Here is a 14,844-nt window from a genome sequence, read left to right on the forward strand (position 1 = left end):
GCCGCTATCGGGCCGTTTCTACCGGAGATGCTTCGCTGCCGCCCAGGCCGCCACCCTGCTTCGCTTCGATACGGTTTGCGGCACGCTCGGAGAGCATCGAATAGGCGATGTAGTATTTGTAGATGTTTGCGACGTACTGGACCGTTTCCCGACCTACGATCGAGGACGCGGCATTCTCGACATTGCCGAACCAGACATTGGGGTCAAGTCCAAGCTCCCTGGCCTTATTCCGGAATTTCTGCAGGTTGCCGGGACCGGCATTGTAAGCTGCGAAGGCAAACAACTGCCGGTCTTTCGGTGTCGGGCCGACGTCGTCAATGTAGGCGCTGATCAGGTACCGCAGGTATTTCGCGCCGGCCTCGACATTTCGGTCGGCGTCCTTTTCAATACCGGTAACGCCGATCGCCTTGTCCCTTGCGGTTGCCGGTAGCAGTTGCATGATGCCAACGGCACCGCGCGGGCTGTGGCGGCTCTGGTCGAGCTGCGATTCCTGATAGCCCTGGGCAGCAAGCATCAGGTAGTCGAAGGAATAGGTGTTTCCGTGCTTTCGGAAGATTTCCACCAGGCGCCGGAATTTCTCGACCTCCTGCGGCGAGTAAGCGCGCCGGACGATCTTGTCGCTCTTGTAGTAGGTGTTCCTCAGGATATTGCCGAAACTCGTCCCGATCTTGTGTGTGGCCACGAAGGAATTGAGCACGGCCTTGAGCTGCGGGCTGTCCTTGCGGATTGCCCAGGCGATTTGCCCATGGTCAGCAAAGACGATGTCGTCCCGAACGGTCAGGTCTGTGAAGACCTTGGACCAGATCGCCGCCTTGTGCTGGTCGACGATGGCCCATGGCAGCAGGCCCGCATTGACCATTTCCATAAGATCCTCGTCCTCGAGATTTTCGTCCGCCACGCCGATCTCAATTTCCGCCTTTCCTTCGGCCTTGCGCCGTGCATTCAGCGCCTCCAGGTGTTCGCGGTAGCTGCTCGACTGACGCACATCGATTCTCTTCCCGCCCAGATCGTCGATCGTGCCGATCACCGGCGTGCCCGGACCAGTGACGAGGACTTCCTTCACTTCGCTGTAGAGGGGATCAGTAAAATCGACCTGTTGGCGGCGCTCGTCCGTGATCGTCAGGTTTGCCATGACGATATCGCCGTAGCCCTGAACCAGTGAAACGAGAAGCTTGTCTCTCGGCGTCGGCAGAAAGACCACCCGCACACGATCGAGTTCTTTCCTGGTGCCAGCGTTGATGGCTGCCTCGAGCGCTCGGCCGGAATCCACTGCCGTGCCGATCTCCTTTCCCTTGTCGATGAAGTAGATCGTCTTGCTGAACGGCACGAGGACCCGGACGATCTGCCTTTCCTTCATCTGGTCGAAATCGATGACATGTTTTTCCGTACCAACCGGGAGAGCCGCCTCCTCCGCGGGCGCGGTCGGCATTGGTAGGGCCAATACGGCCAAGGCCATGAGCCCTGCCCGAATGCCGCTGATCCAGTCAAACCTCACGACACTGCCCTCTATCCGTCTTCCACGATAATACCCCAGTTCGCTGCCCGGTGAGACGGAATTCTGGTCATGCGGTGCCGGCGTCCGCCAATTGTAAGTGCAGCTTGCCTCTTGCCGCGGCATCCGCTTATCAAGAACCGAACGACAATCGGATGGGCAAATTCCATGAGTGAAGCGAAGATCAAAACCAGGCCGACGGGAGCCACCGCAACGCTCGGTCGCACCGGATTCCCGCATGTCACCTCCGCCACCGGCGGGACGCTCGACATCGTCACGGGCGCCGCGCAGCCAGGCTTCAACCCGCTGGACCTGCTCTATGCCTCGCTGTCCGCCTGCCTGACCATGAGCGCACGCATCGCGGCAAGCCAGTTGGGCGTCCTGGAGAGATTGACGGAGGTCTCGGCCGTCGTCACCGGTGAGAAAGCCGCCGAGGGCCTGTCGCGCGTGCAGACGTTCAACATCGCCTTCACGATCCGCGGCGACATCGACGCGCAAACCCGCGCGGCGATCGCCCGAGCCGCCGAGGACGAGATCTGCACGGTCAGCAACACCATACGCGGCAACCCGGATTTCGCGACGACCATTTCCGGCTAGATGCGAGCCAAGAGGCGGTTTACAGTTGCGCGGTCGGCTGTGAACGATCGCCGTGCTCAGTCTTTTTCGGCAAACGGCTCAAGTTCCGGATCGAACTCGACTTCGGCGACATTGTTGAAGATGGCGGTTGCAAGCATGATGCCGGCGAAGGCAACGAGGTCGACGAGCGTCTTCGTGTCGTGGCGTTGCTTCAGAGCAACCCAGATTTCAGGTGGTATCGCATTGGAATCGGCAACGATTGCCTTACCGAAGCGGTCGAGCAAAGCTTCCCCGTCCGAAAGCTCCAGGGCATCGGGATCGAAGCCTGCGTTGATCAAGGCGCGGCGGAAAAATGTAACGGCGATCTTCGACTTCGCCGCCTTCGATATCGCATGCGAGAAAATCCAGATCTCGCGGTCGCTGATGGCGGGATCGAGTTCGGCCCGGAGCGTAAACCACTCGGCATAGATGCGGTGCGCGGTCGGCGAATGCAGCAGCGTCCGCTTCATATTGGTCATCCGGCCACGCAGGGCAAGCTCCCGGTCATGCTCGGCGCGAACGGCATCGCTGGCAACGGTATAGTCGATCTGCGGTAACTGACTCATCTTGCGCCTTTGCTCCCGGGGTGGTCCGCCGCGATGCGGCGAATCCGGCTATTGCGACACCTTGATACCACGCATTTGCCGACGTCCCGAATATCGAATGCGACGGTGCCACGCGGCATTCGCCGCATTCACGGAACGCAAAACCTGATTGCCGCTCGGCAGAAAAAGTGTAACCTTCAGCGCGTTAGCACGCTGTCGGTTTCCGGCGTGCCTGGCAACACCGATGAGTACTGACGCGATTGTTCGATAGGACTGATTGCATTCGGTGATCCCGTCGCATGCGGATCGCCCTTTATGGGGGGATAGAGGCATGGTTGCACAACTGACCGCCCTGGAGCGTACCTACGCTGCGATCCTGCTTGTCCTGATTATCTGCGTCGGCGTGGCAATGGCCGTCGTGGGGCGAGGAGATCTTCTCGCTGTGCACGGCTGGATCGTTTCGATCTTTGCGATGACCGTGATGGCCTTCCTCCTTCGCAACATCGACGCCGCCGATCCCTGGGAAGAGCGTTTTCGCGAGTACTATGACGATCCGACGAAGGTCGGCATCGTTCTGTCGCTGATCTGGGGCGTCATCGCCATGGCTGTCGGCGTGTGGGTCTCGGCCCTGCTGGCCTGGCCGGACCTGACTTTCGATGCCGCTTGGGCAAGCTTCGGGCGGCTACGTCCGGTGCATACCAGCGGCGTCATCTTCGGATTCGGCGGCAATGCGCTCATCGCAACATCGTTCCACGTCCTGCAACGAACCACGCGGGCCCGCCTGCCCGATCAGTTGAGCCCCTGGTTCGTACTGCTCGGCTACAACCTCTTCTGCGTGCTGGCCGCGACCGGCTACCTGATGGGGCTGACCCAGTCGAAGGAATACGCCGAGCCGGAGTGGTATGCCGATCTGTGGCTGGTGATCGTCTGGGTGGTCTACTTTTCGATCTACCTGCGCACGCTGGCGCGCCGGAGGGAGCCGCATATATACGTCGCCAACTGGTATTACATGGCCTTCATCCTCTTGGTTGCCGTGCTGCACATCGTCAACAATCTGGCGGTTCCGGTCTCGATGAGCCACGCCAAGAGCTACTCGCTCTTCTCCGGCGTGCAGGACGCGATGACCCAGTGGTGGTATGGCCACAACGCCGTCGCCTTCTTCCTCACCGCCGGCTTCCTCGGCATGCTCTACTATTACCTGCCCAAACGCGCCGGACGACCGATCTATTCCTACCGCATGTCGATCATCAGCTTCTGGGGCATCACCTTCATCTACATGTGGGCCGGAGCGCACCACCTGCACTATACCGCCCTGCCCCACTGGGTGCAGACGCTGGGCATGGTCTTCTCGCTGGTGCTGCTCGTGCCCTCCTGGGCATCGGCGGGCAATGCGCTCCTCACCCTGAACGGCGCTTGGCACAAAGTGCGCGACGACGCCGTGCTGCGCTTCATGATGCTGGCGGCGATCTTCTATGGCATCTCCACCTTCGAAGGCTCGTTCATGGCGATCCGCGCCGTCAACTCGCTTTCGCACTATACCGACTGGACCGTCGGCCACGTCCATGCCGGCGCACTCGGCTGGGTGGCGATGATCACCTTCGGTTCGCTCTACGCGCTCGTTCCCTGGATGTGGAAACGCCCCGCCCTCTACTCGGCCCGGCTCGTGGAGGTCCATTTCTGGCTCGCGCTCGCTGGCACCGTCGTCTACGTCTTTTCGATGTGGAACTCCGGCATCACCCAAGGGCTGATGTGGCGAACCTATGACGAGAACGGCACGCTGGCCTACTCCTTCGTCGATTCGCTTGTGGCGATGCATCCCTACTACATCGCACGCACCTTCGGCGGACTGCTGTTCCTGACCGGCACGGTCGTGGCCTGCTACAATATCTGGATGACGATCAGATGGCCATGGCCGGTCGAAGCGGGAGCGGCGGTCGACCTGCCGATCGAACCGCCAGCGCCAAAGGCCTGGGCGCAGGCCGGGGAGTAGCCGATGTTCAACTTCCACTACCGGCTCGAACGCAATGCCATCGGCCTCACGATCGCGATCATCATCGCCGGCGGCATCGGTGGCCTCGTGGAGATCGCTCCTCTCTTCACCATCGACGAAACGGTGGAGAATGCGCCCGACATGCGTGTCTACACCCCGCTGGAGATCGCAGGTCGAAACATCTACATCCGCGAGGGTTGCTACGCCTGCCATTCGCAGATGATCCGCACGCTGCGCGACGAAGTGGACCGCTACGGACCCTATTCGCTCGCGGTCGAATCCAAGTACGATCATCCGATGCTGTGGGGTTCGAAGCGCACCGGACCGGACATCGCCCGCATTGGCGGGAAATACTCGAACGAATGGCAGGTAGCCCACCTCTACAATCCGCGCGACCTGGTGCCGGAATCGAAGATGCCCGCGTATCGCTGGCTGATGCGCAACTCGCTGAAGATCGACGATCTCGGCGAGCATCTGGCCGCACTTCGTACGGTCGGCGTGCCCTACACCGACGAGATGATCGCCAACGCCACCGCGGACGCCTATGGCCAGGCCAATCCGGACAGCGGCCAGGCCGCCGGCGTGACCGAGCGCTATGGTGACAAGACCAATGTCAGCCTGTTCGACGGCAAGGCCGATACGCTGACCGAAATGGACGCGATCGTCGCCTACCTGCAGATCCTCGGGCGGCTCACGGATGCGGCCAAGCACGCAGAGCAGGCCAATGTGGAGTAGCGCGCCATGAGCTTCGACCACGACACCGTCACCGCTTTTGCCAAGTCGTTCGGGCTGTTCTACCTGATCGCCATGTTCATCGGCGTGGTCATCTATGCCTACTGGCCGAAGAACCGGAAGCGGTTCGATCAAGCGGCCAACTCCATCGTTACGGATGACGAGGACCGGCCATGGCGGTAGGGGAACGCGACCCGATCACCGGCCACATGACGACCGGTCACGAGTGGAACGGCATCAAGGAACTGCACACGCCGGTGCCGAAGCCGGTATGGTTCTTCCTGATCGTCTTCACCGTCTTCGGCGTGGTCTGGACCCTGTTCATGCCGAGCTGGCCTTACGGCACCGGCTACTTCAAGGGATGGCTCGGGATCGACCAGAAGCAGACCGTGGCCAAGCAACTGGAGGAAGGCAGGGCCGACCGTGCCGCCTGGACCGCACGTATCGAAAAGGAAGACTTCGCCGCGATCAAGGCCGATACCGACCTGATGGGCGTCGTGCGCGAAACCGGACACGCATTGTTCGGCGACAATTGCGCCGCCTGTCACGGCACGGGTGGAAAAGGCAACATGGGCTATCCCAACATTGTGGCTGCCCCGATGCTGTGGGGTGACGCGCCGGAGACCATTGCCGAGACGATCACCGTTGGCATCAACGGCGCCGATCCGAATACGCGGGTGTCGGAAATGCTGGCTTTCGGCCGCAACCAGATGCTCGACCGCCCGGCCATCCAGCAGGTGATCACCTACGTCCGCTCGCTCTCCGGATTGGAGGAGCGGTCGGAGGCGAACGCCGCCGCGATCGATGCCGGCCAGGAGATCTTCGCCGCCAACTGTGTCAGCTGTCACGGCGACGACGCCAAGGGTAAGATGGACATGGGCGCTCCGAACCTGACCGATCATTTCTGGATCTATGGCTCGAGCCGCGACGCGATCTATCAGACGGTCTTCCATGGCCGGCAAGGCCACATGCCGAGCTGGGGCCTCAGGCTGTCGCCGCTCGATATCAAGATACTCGCCCTCTACCTGACCGACCTCAGGGAGCAACAGCATGCGGCTGTCGGGAACGGAACATGAGCGGGCTTGCGATCCGGCCGCGGACGCTGGTGCTTCTGGCCGCCGGCGCCGGGCTGATCCTTCTGGCGCTTGCCAACACCCATCTGGTCTATGTGGCGATCGAGTCCCAGCCCGACTGTGTCGCGCACCTGAAGACGGAATCGCCCACCCCGGGGGTCTACCGCGCGGCCGGGTCAGCCTGCTGATAAGCACGAGCGTTCCAATGGGTTACGGGAGAAACTTCAGATGAAGATGCCTGAAACCGTCCCCCCGCTGCCGAAGGCGGTCGATCGCAACCGGAACCTCCCCGCAGGACGGGCCTTGACATGGCTGGCAGAAGGGTGGCGCGATCTCTGGACCGTGCCGCTGCCGAGCCTGTTTTATGGCTTTGGCGTCGCCGTCGTCTCGATCCTCATCGTCGGCGGCCTCTATTCAATCGGCTACGACTATGCGCTTTTCCCGGCGCTGGCCGGCTTTCTCGTGGTCGGCCCAGCGCTGGCGGCGGGCCTCTATGAAAAGAGCCGCCGACTGGAAGAAGGTCTGCCTGTTTCGCTCGCCGCCATGATTCGCCCGAAGCCAGGGACGGGCCAGCACGTGCTCTTTGTCGGCGCAGTTCTCTGCGGGCTGATGCTGCTGTGGATGCGCGCAGCCGTCATCCTCTACGCGCTATTCGCCGGCTGGCAGCCGTTCGAGGGCCTCAACCATATCATCCCCATACTGTTCAGCACGCCGGCGGGCTGGGCACTGCTTTGCGTCGGCACGGTCGTGGGAGCCCTCTTCGCCGCCTTTGCCTTCGCCATCAGCGTGTTCGGCGTGCCCATGGTCGTGGACAAGGATGTCGATGCCTTCACCGCCATGGGGATCAGCATTTCGCTTGCCTGGAACAACATGCCGGTCATGCTGACGTGGGGCTTCATCGTCATGGTCCTGACCGTCGCGAGCCTCCTTACCGGCATGCTCGGCTTCATCATCACCTTTCCGCTTCTCGGCCACGCCACCTGGCATGCCTATCAGGCGATCAAGGATAAGGATTGAGACGACGCCCAGGCCGAAGATGGAACCCTCGAGCCGCATGGCGGTTATTCCATCGATCGGAACCCGCGAGGCAACGACATGAATGTTCTCACCTATCTAATCCCGATTTCGCTTGTTCTCGGCACGGGTGCGCTCGTGCTGTTCTTGTGGTCCTTGTGGAGCGGGCAGTACGAGGATCTGGATGGCGCGGCCGAGCGCATTCTCTACGACGAGGACGTGCCACTGCCGCCGGCCAACCCCTCACCCAACGGCAGCGAGGAAACGGCGGCAGGCGCAGAACGACCACCGGCTGAGCCGATCAGGGCCACCGCTCGCTACGCCCGGAGCCCCTGATCCGACAACCACGATCATCCCTTGTGATCCAGTCGCGCGACCAACCGATCGCCTGCCCACTGGATGGCGCAGACAAGCAGGATCAGGACGGCAACCACGGCAACCATCACGGTCGTCTCGAAGCGTTGGTAGCCATAGCGGATGGCGAGGTCGCCGAGACCGCCGGCGCCGATCGCGCCCGCCATCGCCGACGCGCCGATCAACGTGATCAGCGTTACGGTGAACCCCGCGACAAGGCTCGGCATCGCCTCGGGCACGAGCACCTCGCGCACGATCGTCCAGCGGTTGCCGCCCATGGCGCGAACGGCCTCGATCAAGCCACGATCAACCTCGCGCAGCGAGACTTCCGCCATGCGCGCATAGTAGGGCGTGGCCGCGATCGCAAGCGGCACGATCGCCGCCCACATGCCGATCGAGGTGCCGACGATGAAGCGGGTCACCGGGATCAGTGCGACGAGCAGGATGATGAACGGCACGGAGCGAAATCCGTTGACGATCGCGCCGAGCATTCGATTGATCCAGAGGTTTTCCGCAATCCCACCCTTGGCGGTTGCCACCAGCACGAGCCCGAGCGGCAGACCCGCCACGAGCGAAATCAACCCCGATGCCGCCGTCATGACGACCGTCTCCCAGAACGAGCGGATGAAAAGCTCAATCATGACCGGGGACATGGCCCAGAACCTCCACTTTGGCGCCGTGGCGCTCCAGATACGTGATCGCCCGTGCGGGCCCGTCGGCCCGCGCAGGAACGCCAAGGAAGAAGCGGGCGACCGACTGCTCCTGGATATGATCGATGCCGCCATGGATCAGGCGGAAACCACCCGGCAGTTCGTCCGAGAGCCCGGCCAGCAGATAGCCGGCATTCGGACCAGAGAGATCGACGCCAAGGATCGCTTCACCGTTCTCCTCACCGACCAGCCGCGCCGCAACATGCTGCGGCAGCTTCGGCCGGACGCCGGCAAGCAGGTTTCGCGTCGTCTCGGTATGCGGGTTGGCGAAAACGGACCAGACGGACCCTTCTTCGACAATGCGTCCCGCGTCGATGACAGCGACCCTGTCGGCGATCGTGCGGATCACTTCCATCTCATGGGTGATCAACAGGATGGTGAGCCCGAGCTTGGCGTTGATGTCCTTCAAAAGATCGAGAATGGACGCCGTGGTCTCCGGATCGAGCGCCGAAGTCGCCTCGTCCGAAAGCAGCAACGCCGGTTTGGCGGCAAGCGCGCGGGCAATGCCGACGCGCTGCTTCTGTCCGCCGGAGAGCGCGGACGGATAGCTTTTCGCCTTGCCGGAAAGCCCGACGAGTTCGAGCAGTTCGGCGGCCCGCGCCAGCCGCTTCTCTTTCGCCCAGCCCTCGATCTTCAGCGGTAGAGCGACGTTTTCCTCAACCGTCTTGGCCGACAGCAGGTTGAAATGCTGGAAGATCATGCCGATCCGGCGGCGAACGGGCTGCAGTTCTTCTTCGCTCAGGCCGGTGATCTCGCGGCCTTCGATCTGGATCGAACCACTGTCGGGCCGCTCCAGGCCGTTGAGGCATCGGATGAGGGTGGACTTGCCGGCGCCGCTGCGGCCGATCAGCCCTAGGATCTCACCTTTGCGCACCGTCAGAGACACGCCGTCGATCGCCGGTGTCTGGCCGAAATGACGGTGGACACCGGAAAGCCGCACAACGGCGTCGCGTCCGGTTCCGGCATCCGCCAGCTGGCCGGCGAATGAATGATGGGAGGTCATGGGTGTTCCTTTCCGCCATCCCGCAATGGCGAGGCGGCTCGCGACGCCGATGGGTCGCGAGCCGCCTGATGTTCAGGTCCGAAGGCGGGTCAGGTCAATAGGCGACGGTGCCGGTTCCCTTGTAGACGCGATCGAATTCGGCCTTCACCGTATCGTTCTGGTAGGAAGAGACGAGCGTCTTGACCCAGGCAGTATCCTTGTCCGCCTCACGCACGGCGATGAAGTTGCGGTACGGGTTGTCCTCGATCTTTTCCTGCGCGATGCGGTTCTCGATCGTCAGGCCGCTCTTCAGTGCCCAGTCGGTGTTGACGACGGCGGCGTCCAGATCTTCGACGGACCGGCCGACGATACCGGCGTCAAGTTCCTTGATCTCGGCTTTCTTCGGGTTTTCCGCGATGTCGGCGATGGTCGCGAGGATGCCGGTCCCCTCCTTGAGCTTGATCACGCCCTGGTCCTGCAACACCAGCAGCGCCCGGCCTTCATTGGACGGATCGTTCGGCACACCGATCACAGCGCCCTCGGGCAACTCGGCAACGCTCGTGAACTTCTTCGAGTAGATGCCGATCGGCCATACGGCCGTATAGCCGGCGATTGCGATCTTGTAGCCGTGGGCCTGGATCTGGTTTTCGAGGTAAGGCCCGTGCTGGAACGCATTCGCGTCGATCTCGCCGCGCTCGAGTGCTTCGTTCGGCTGCGTGTAGTCGTTGAACGTGACGACTTCGATGGTCAGACCCTTCTTTTCGGCCTCCGCGGTTACAACGCGCCAGATGTCCTCGTCCTCGCCGGCCATGATGCCGACCTTGACCGTCGTCTTGTCCTCGGCCTGGGCCGGAGCCGGCATGGTCGAGGCGAAGGTCGCTACAGTTGCCGCCAGAAGCGCGGCCAGCCCTGCCCGGCGGGTGATGCGGACGCTGTCGAGAAGTTGGAGAACGGTCTTGGTCATGGATGTACCTGCTTTCACGTTTGTGCCGGTCTTGGGAGGACCATCGGTTGTCACGGTCGGAAAATCGCAAATACCCATTCTTGAAGCAAAGAATGGGTATTTGTTGGGCGTCACGCCTGCGAAAAATCCGTTCCGGGAAACTGTCTGCGGTGGAAATTTCCACCAACTCTATAGACTTTGGCCGCTCCGGCGCATTGCGCGCCGAAACCACTGATTGAATTGAACCGCCCTTCTCCTGTTCAGGTCAGGCGGCATCGAACGGTCAGACGACGGAGACGAACTTCGTCACGAGATAGGCCTCGATCGCCTCCGATCCACCCTCGTTGCCGTATCCGGAATCCTTGATGCCGCCGAAGGGGACTTCCGGCAGCGCAAGACCGTTGTGGTTTATCGTCGTCATGCCGGCCTCGACGCGCGTCGCAAGCGCATGCGCGCTTTCGATTGACGAGGTGAAGGCATAGGAGGCCAGGCCGAACGGCAGGCGGTTTGCTTCCTCGATCGCCGCATCAAGGCTTGCGACCGGATTGATGATGGCAAGCGGGCCGAACGGCTCCTCGTTCATCACCCGGGCATCGGTCGGCACGTTGGCAAGAACCGTGGCCTCGAAGAAGTTGCCCTTGTTGCCGATCCGCCGGCCACCGGTGACGAGCCGCCCACCGCGTTCGACCGCGTCGTTGATCAGCGCCTCGAGGGCTGGGATGCGGCGCTCGTTTGCGAGCGGCCCCATCGTCACCCCGTCCTCCAGGCCGTTGCCGATCTTGACTGCGCGCGCAGCCTCGACAAAGCCGTCGAGGAAGCGATCGAACACCTTTTCCTGGACAAGGAAACGCGTCGGCGAGACGCAGACCTGGCCGGCGTTGCGGAACTTCGAGAAGGCCAGCACCTTCACCGCCTTTTCGACGTCGGCGTCCTCCAGCACGATCGCCGGGGCGTGGCCGCCGAGCTCCATCGTCGCCCGCTTCATGTGCAGGCCCGCGAGTGCCGCCAGTTGCTTGCCGATCGGGGTCGAGCCGGTGAACGAGATCTTGCGGATGACCGGATGCGCGATCAGATATTCGGAGATCTCGGAAGGAACGCCGAAGACGAGCCCGATGACGCCGGCGGGAACCCCGGCATCGACGAAGACGCGGATCAATTCGGCGGGCGAAGCCGGCGTTTCTTCCGGTGCCTTGACGATGATCGAGCAACCTGCGGCAAGGGCGCCGGACAGCTTGCGGACAATCTGATTGATCGGGAAGTTCCAGGGCGTGAAGGCGACTGCCGGACCGACGGGCAGCTTGATTGCGGTCTGCGAGACGCTCGGACTGCGACCGGGGATCACCTGGCCGTAGGTGCGGCGACCCTCTTCGGCGAACCATTCGATCAGGTCGCTGGCGGCGGCGATTTCGCCCATCGCCTCAGCGAGCGGCTTGCCCTGCTCGCGGGTCATCAAGACGGCAATGCCTTCCCGGCGCTCGCGCAGGATGTCGGCGGCGCGGCGCATGATCTTCGAGCGCTCGTAGGCGGAAACCGCGCTCCAGACCTTGAAGCCGGCGTCGGCCGCGGCCACCGCTGCGTCGAGATCCGCGCGCGTTGCCTTCGACACCTTGCCGATCTGCTCGCCGGTCGCCGGATCGAGCACCGGAATCGTCGCGCCGTCCGAGGAGCCGCGCCATTCGCCGTTGATCAAAAGCGTAGTGTCTCGATATGCATGCGTCGTCATCATATTCTCCGAGCTTCGGCAGGGCGCCGCTGGGGCGCCGGGATTTGCGTGCGCCCTGCTTGTATCGAATTGCGCTCCGGAAGCAACCTGCCCGATCATCGCACCTATCGAGACGATGCCGCCAGTCGACCTGCTCCAGTTCTGCCCATGGACGTCGGCATAAAATTGATTGTTTGAGCGTCAAAGTGATGTGGTGCCCTCGGCAGCAGGCGCTAATCTTTCGACGCCACACCCGCTTTGCCGCTCGCGCTGTGATGCTCCAGTAATCGAAGGCAGGCGCTCCGCTCTCCGAGGAGCGAGCGCTCCTTGCGACAGAAGGATCGGACGATGCCCAATGCAAATGGGAAAAATACCAGACCCGCCAACCCTCCGGGATTGGACGACCCCGGTCTATGGGCGCAATTGATGACGATGCGGCGGATCTACCTTGCATCACCGGTTTTCAGAACCCTCTTTTGCCTCGCAGTTGGTAGTTTCTTCGTTGTCGTCGCCACCGCGTTGGGCCAGATCGTACTGAACCGTTGGTACAAACCCTTCTACGACGCGATCGAGCGGCGCGACACCGGAGCCTTCTTTCACCAGTTGACGATATTTGCCGGGATAGCCGGCGTCCTTCTGCTGTTCAACGTCTCGCAACAGTGGCTGAACCAGATGTTTCGACTCAAGCTGCGCGAGGGCTTGACCAGAGACCTCATTGCCGAGTGGATGCGCCCCCGACGCGCTTTCCGGCTGGCCAATGCCGGCGCGATCGGCGTCAACCCGGACCAGCGCATGCAAGAGGATGCCGGACATCTGGCCGACCTGACGACCGATCTCGCTTTCGGTCTCCTGCAGTCAACGATCCTGCTGTTTTCCTTCGTCGGCGTCCTTTGGGCACTCTCTGACGGTTTCATATTTCACATCGGCGGACGGAGCATAGACATCCCCGGCTATATGGTCTGGGCGGCGATCATCTATGCCGGTTCCGCCTCCTGCCTCAGTTGGCTGGTTGGACGCCCGCTGATCAACCTCAATGGCGAGCGTTACAATCGCGAGGCGGCGCTGCGCTTCACCATGATGCGCGTCAACGAACATATCGATTCCATCACGCTCGCCGGAGGCGAGCCGAGCGAAAGACAAAGGCTGGAGAACGATCTCGGCTCCGTGCTGATGGCGATGCGCAACATTTTCCGCGCGCAGATCAATCTCGCCTGGGTGGTCGACAGCTACGGCTGGGTAACGGTCGTCGCGCCGATCCTGGTGGCAGCGCCCGTCTACTTCGCCGGACAAATCAGCTTCGGCGGGCTGATGATGGCAGTCGGCGCCTTCAACCAGGTTCACACCTCGCTGCGCTGGTTCATCGCCAATATCGGCGCCATCACCGACTGGCGCGCGACGCTGCAGCGGATCACGGCATTCCGCAGTGCCCTGATCGGCACCGACGCCTTGAACGATGCCGAAGGACGCATCGAATTCGCGCTGAACGACAGCAACCGCCTGACGATCGACGGTCTCGAAGTTGTCTCGCCGAGCGGCCATACCCGGCTGGAGGAGCCCCGGGTCGAGATCATGCCAGGCGAACGGATCGTCATCTCGGGTGATCCAGGGACCGGCAAGACCCTTCTCTTCCGCGCATTGGCCGGGCTCTGGCCGTGGGGCAGCGGACGCGTGGGCCTGCCGAAGGACGAGCCGGTTACCTTCCTGCCGCGCACGCCCTATCTGCCGCCGGGCAAACTTCGTGATGTTCTCTCCTATCCGCAGTCCGACATATTCGACGACGCGCAGCTGACCGACGCGCTGTCGAGGGTCGGCCTCCAGCGCCTTGTGTCACAACTCGACACGGAAGCGCGTTGGGACCGTGAACTGAGCGACGAGGACGAGCGCTTGCTCGCTTTCGCACGCCTGTCCCTGCACAGGCCACGCTGGGTGTTCATCGACGAGGTCTTGGAATCGATGGAACCTCCAGCACAAAGGCGGGCCCTATCGATCCTCCAGAAGGATTTGCACGGTACGACAATCGTCAGCATCGGACGGCCGCTTCCCGATCACAGCCTCTTTACCCGCGGCCTCCAACTGGTGCGGTTCGCCAAGCCATCAAAGCATCATCCCGCCCGCTCGGACAGGAAGCTGGAGGAAAAGGCCTAGGAGCAAGGCTTCGAACTCCCGCGACTACAGCTTGACCAGCTCAGCGCGGCTGGACCCGCGTCGCCAGCACGTTGCGGATCGAAAAGCTCGAATGGATGCGCAGGACTCCCGGCAACTTAGCCAGGATTTCCTTGTGGATTCGCTCGAAGTCGCCAGCGTTTTCCACCTCGACCCGCAGCAGATAATCCGACCCGCCGGTCATCAGATAGCATTCCTGGATTTCCGGATGCCGCTTGACCGCGGACTCGAAGCGATTCAGGTGCTCTTCCGTCTGACGTTCGAGCGTAATGTTGATGATGACCGCAATCGGGTTCTCGCCTTCCGAGTTGCCGACGAGCGCCGTATAGCCGCGAATAACGCCCGATTGTTCGAGCAGGCTGATCCGCCGCAGGCAGGCCGACGGCGACAGGCCGACCTCCTCCGACAGCTTCGCGTTCGTGATGCGCGCATTCAACCGTAGCTGGCGGATGATATTGCGATCGATCGAGTCCAAACCCCTCATGCAGAATCGTCCATCTTTTCGCAGAAAATTCTGCTTATTATTACG

Annotated in this window: 16 protein-coding genes; 9 read left to right on the forward strand and 7 right to left on the reverse strand. The window is 62.1% G+C overall.

Annotated elements, in window-relative coordinates; all coding sequences use genetic code 11:
- Positions 1 to 4: 4 nt before the first annotated feature.
- On the reverse strand, positions 5 to 1,429 hold the full coding sequence (locus J2Y48_RS08815; RefSeq protein WP_310415920.1) for a lytic transglycosylase F: 1,425 nt from the start codon (positions 1,427 to 1,429) through the stop codon (positions 5 to 7).
- 231 nt (positions 1,430 to 1,660) lie between these two features.
- Between J2Y48_RS08815 and J2Y48_RS08820 the strand changes: the two genes are divergently transcribed.
- Positions 1,661 to 2,089, forward strand: a complete 429-nt coding sequence (locus J2Y48_RS08820) for an OsmC family protein (protein ID WP_310415923.1) — start codon at positions 1,661 to 1,663, stop codon at positions 2,087 to 2,089.
- A gap of 56 nt (positions 2,090 to 2,145) precedes the next feature.
- On the opposite strand, the gene J2Y48_RS08825 is transcribed toward J2Y48_RS08820, so the two are convergent.
- Complete coding sequence (locus J2Y48_RS08825; RefSeq protein WP_310415926.1) at positions 2,146 to 2,673, reverse strand: hypothetical protein; 528 nt, start codon at positions 2,671 to 2,673, stop codon at positions 2,146 to 2,148.
- 310 nt (positions 2,674 to 2,983) lie between these two features.
- Here J2Y48_RS08825 and ccoN point away from each other — a divergent pair, with 310 nt between their 5' ends.
- The 7 genes from ccoN (at position 2,984) to ccoS (ending at position 7,797) form a co-directional block, all read left to right on the forward strand.
- Entirely contained in the window at positions 2,984 to 4,642 is a 1,659-nt protein-coding gene (gene ccoN, locus J2Y48_RS08830) for a cytochrome-c oxidase, cbb3-type subunit I (protein ID WP_310415928.1), read from the forward strand.
- A gap of 3 nt (positions 4,643 to 4,645) precedes the next feature.
- Positions 4,646 to 5,377, forward strand: coding sequence for a cytochrome-c oxidase, cbb3-type subunit II (ccoO, locus tag J2Y48_RS08835; protein ID WP_310415931.1), 732 nt, complete (start codon positions 4,646 to 4,648; stop codon positions 5,375 to 5,377).
- Positions 5,378 to 5,383: 6 nt separating this feature from the next.
- On the forward strand, positions 5,384 to 5,557 hold the full coding sequence (locus tag J2Y48_RS08840; protein WP_310415934.1) for a cbb3-type cytochrome c oxidase subunit 3: 174 nt from the start codon (positions 5,384 to 5,386) through the stop codon (positions 5,555 to 5,557).
- Entirely contained in the window at positions 5,548 to 6,450 is a 903-nt protein-coding gene (gene ccoP, locus J2Y48_RS08845; protein ID WP_310415936.1) for a cytochrome-c oxidase, cbb3-type subunit III, read from the forward strand. The genes J2Y48_RS08840 and ccoP overlap by 10 nt, the downstream gene beginning before the upstream one ends.
- Positions 6,447 to 6,635 (forward strand): hypothetical protein, encoded by a 189-nt coding sequence (locus J2Y48_RS08850; RefSeq protein ID WP_310415939.1) that lies wholly within the window; start codon positions 6,447 to 6,449, stop codon positions 6,633 to 6,635. The genes ccoP and J2Y48_RS08850 overlap by 4 nt, the downstream gene beginning before the upstream one ends.
- Positions 6,636 to 6,675: 40 nt before the next feature.
- Positions 6,676 to 7,464 (forward strand): DUF2189 domain-containing protein, encoded by a 789-nt coding sequence (locus J2Y48_RS08855; RefSeq protein WP_310415942.1) that lies wholly within the window; start codon positions 6,676 to 6,678, stop codon positions 7,462 to 7,464.
- Positions 7,465 to 7,542: 78 nt separating this feature from the next.
- Positions 7,543 to 7,797, forward strand: coding sequence for a cbb3-type cytochrome oxidase assembly protein CcoS (gene ccoS / locus J2Y48_RS08860; RefSeq protein WP_310415945.1), 255 nt, complete (start codon positions 7,543 to 7,545; stop codon positions 7,795 to 7,797).
- A gap of 14 nt (positions 7,798 to 7,811) precedes the next feature.
- Here ccoS and J2Y48_RS08865 read toward each other — a convergent pair whose 3' ends face one another.
- The 4 genes from J2Y48_RS08865 to J2Y48_RS08880 all read right to left on the reverse strand — a co-directional run bounded on the left by J2Y48_RS08865 (position 7,812) and on the right by J2Y48_RS08880 (position 12,173).
- A complete protein-coding gene (locus tag J2Y48_RS08865) occupies positions 7,812 to 8,468 on the reverse strand; it encodes a methionine ABC transporter permease (RefSeq protein ID WP_310415948.1) in 657 nt (218 codons plus the stop codon).
- On the reverse strand, positions 8,449 to 9,528 hold the full coding sequence (locus J2Y48_RS08870; protein WP_310415950.1) for a methionine ABC transporter ATP-binding protein: 1,080 nt from the start codon (positions 9,526 to 9,528) through the stop codon (positions 8,449 to 8,451). Before J2Y48_RS08870 ends, J2Y48_RS08865 begins: the two co-directional genes overlap by 20 nt.
- Positions 9,529 to 9,622: 94 nt before the next feature.
- Positions 9,623 to 10,471 carry a MetQ/NlpA family lipoprotein gene (locus J2Y48_RS08875; protein WP_310415953.1) on the reverse strand — a complete coding sequence of 283 codons (849 nt, stop codon included), beginning with the start codon at positions 10,469 to 10,471 and terminating at the stop codon, positions 9,623 to 9,625.
- A gap of 262 nt (positions 10,472 to 10,733) precedes the next feature.
- Positions 10,734 to 12,173, reverse strand: a complete 1,440-nt coding sequence (locus J2Y48_RS08880; RefSeq protein ID WP_310415955.1) for an NAD-dependent succinate-semialdehyde dehydrogenase — start codon at positions 12,171 to 12,173, stop codon at positions 10,734 to 10,736.
- Positions 12,174 to 12,500: 327 nt separating this feature from the next.
- Here J2Y48_RS08880 and J2Y48_RS08885 point away from each other — a divergent pair, with 327 nt between their 5' ends.
- The gene (locus J2Y48_RS08885; protein ID WP_405030184.1) at positions 12,501 to 14,297 is read left to right on the forward strand and encodes an ABC transporter ATP-binding protein/permease; all 1,797 of its coding nucleotides are present in this window, start codon (positions 12,501 to 12,503) and stop codon (positions 14,295 to 14,297) included.
- 40 nt (positions 14,298 to 14,337) lie between these two features.
- Here the strand turns inward: J2Y48_RS08885 and J2Y48_RS08890 are convergent, their stop codons facing one another.
- Entirely contained in the window at positions 14,338 to 14,799 is a 462-nt protein-coding gene (locus J2Y48_RS08890; protein ID WP_310415960.1) for an Lrp/AsnC family transcriptional regulator, read from the reverse strand.
- Positions 14,800 to 14,844 lie beyond the last annotated feature (45 nt).

Source organism: Mycoplana sp. BE70, assembly GCF_031455855.1.
In the GTDB taxonomy this organism is placed as follows: Bacteria; Pseudomonadota; Alphaproteobacteria; order Rhizobiales; family Rhizobiaceae; genus Mycoplana.

Coding starts and splice junctions, on each gene's coding strand:
- J2Y48_RS08850 (WP_310415939.1), top strand. CDS start 6,447: ATGAGCGGGCTTGCGATCCGGCCGCGGACGCTGGTGCTTCTGGCCGCC.
- J2Y48_RS08880 (WP_310415955.1), bottom strand. CDS start 12,173: ATGACGACGCATGCATATCGAGACACTACGCTTTTGATCAACGGCGAA.
- ccoO (WP_310415931.1), top strand. CDS start 4,646: ATGTTCAACTTCCACTACCGGCTCGAACGCAATGCCATCGGCCTCACG.
- ccoS (WP_310415945.1), top strand. CDS start 7,543: ATGAATGTTCTCACCTATCTAATCCCGATTTCGCTTGTTCTCGGCACG.
- J2Y48_RS08815 (WP_310415920.1), bottom strand. CDS start 1,429: ATGCCGACCGCGCCCGCGGAGGAGGCGGCTCTCCCGGTTGGTACGGAA.
- J2Y48_RS08870 (WP_310415950.1), bottom strand. CDS start 9,528: ATGACCTCCCATCATTCATTCGCCGGCCAGCTGGCGGATGCCGGAACC.
- J2Y48_RS08855 (WP_310415942.1), top strand. CDS start 6,676: ATGAAGATGCCTGAAACCGTCCCCCCGCTGCCGAAGGCGGTCGATCGC.
- ccoN (WP_310415928.1), top strand. CDS start 2,984: ATGGTTGCACAACTGACCGCCCTGGAGCGTACCTACGCTGCGATCCTG.
- J2Y48_RS08890 (WP_310415960.1), bottom strand. CDS start 14,799: ATGAGGGGTTTGGACTCGATCGATCGCAATATCATCCGCCAGCTACGG.
- J2Y48_RS08825 (WP_310415926.1), bottom strand. CDS start 2,673: ATGAGTCAGTTACCGCAGATCGACTATACCGTTGCCAGCGATGCCGTT.
- ccoP (WP_310415936.1), top strand. CDS start 5,548: ATGGCGGTAGGGGAACGCGACCCGATCACCGGCCACATGACGACCGGT.
- J2Y48_RS08820 (WP_310415923.1), top strand. CDS start 1,661: ATGAGTGAAGCGAAGATCAAAACCAGGCCGACGGGAGCCACCGCAACG.
- J2Y48_RS08885 (WP_405030184.1), top strand. CDS start 12,501: ATGCCCAATGCAAATGGGAAAAATACCAGACCCGCCAACCCTCCGGGA.
- J2Y48_RS08840 (WP_310415934.1), top strand. CDS start 5,384: ATGAGCTTCGACCACGACACCGTCACCGCTTTTGCCAAGTCGTTCGGG.
- J2Y48_RS08865 (WP_310415948.1), bottom strand. CDS start 8,468: ATGTCCCCGGTCATGATTGAGCTTTTCATCCGCTCGTTCTGGGAGACG.
- J2Y48_RS08875 (WP_310415953.1), bottom strand. CDS start 10,471: ATGACCAAGACCGTTCTCCAACTTCTCGACAGCGTCCGCATCACCCGC.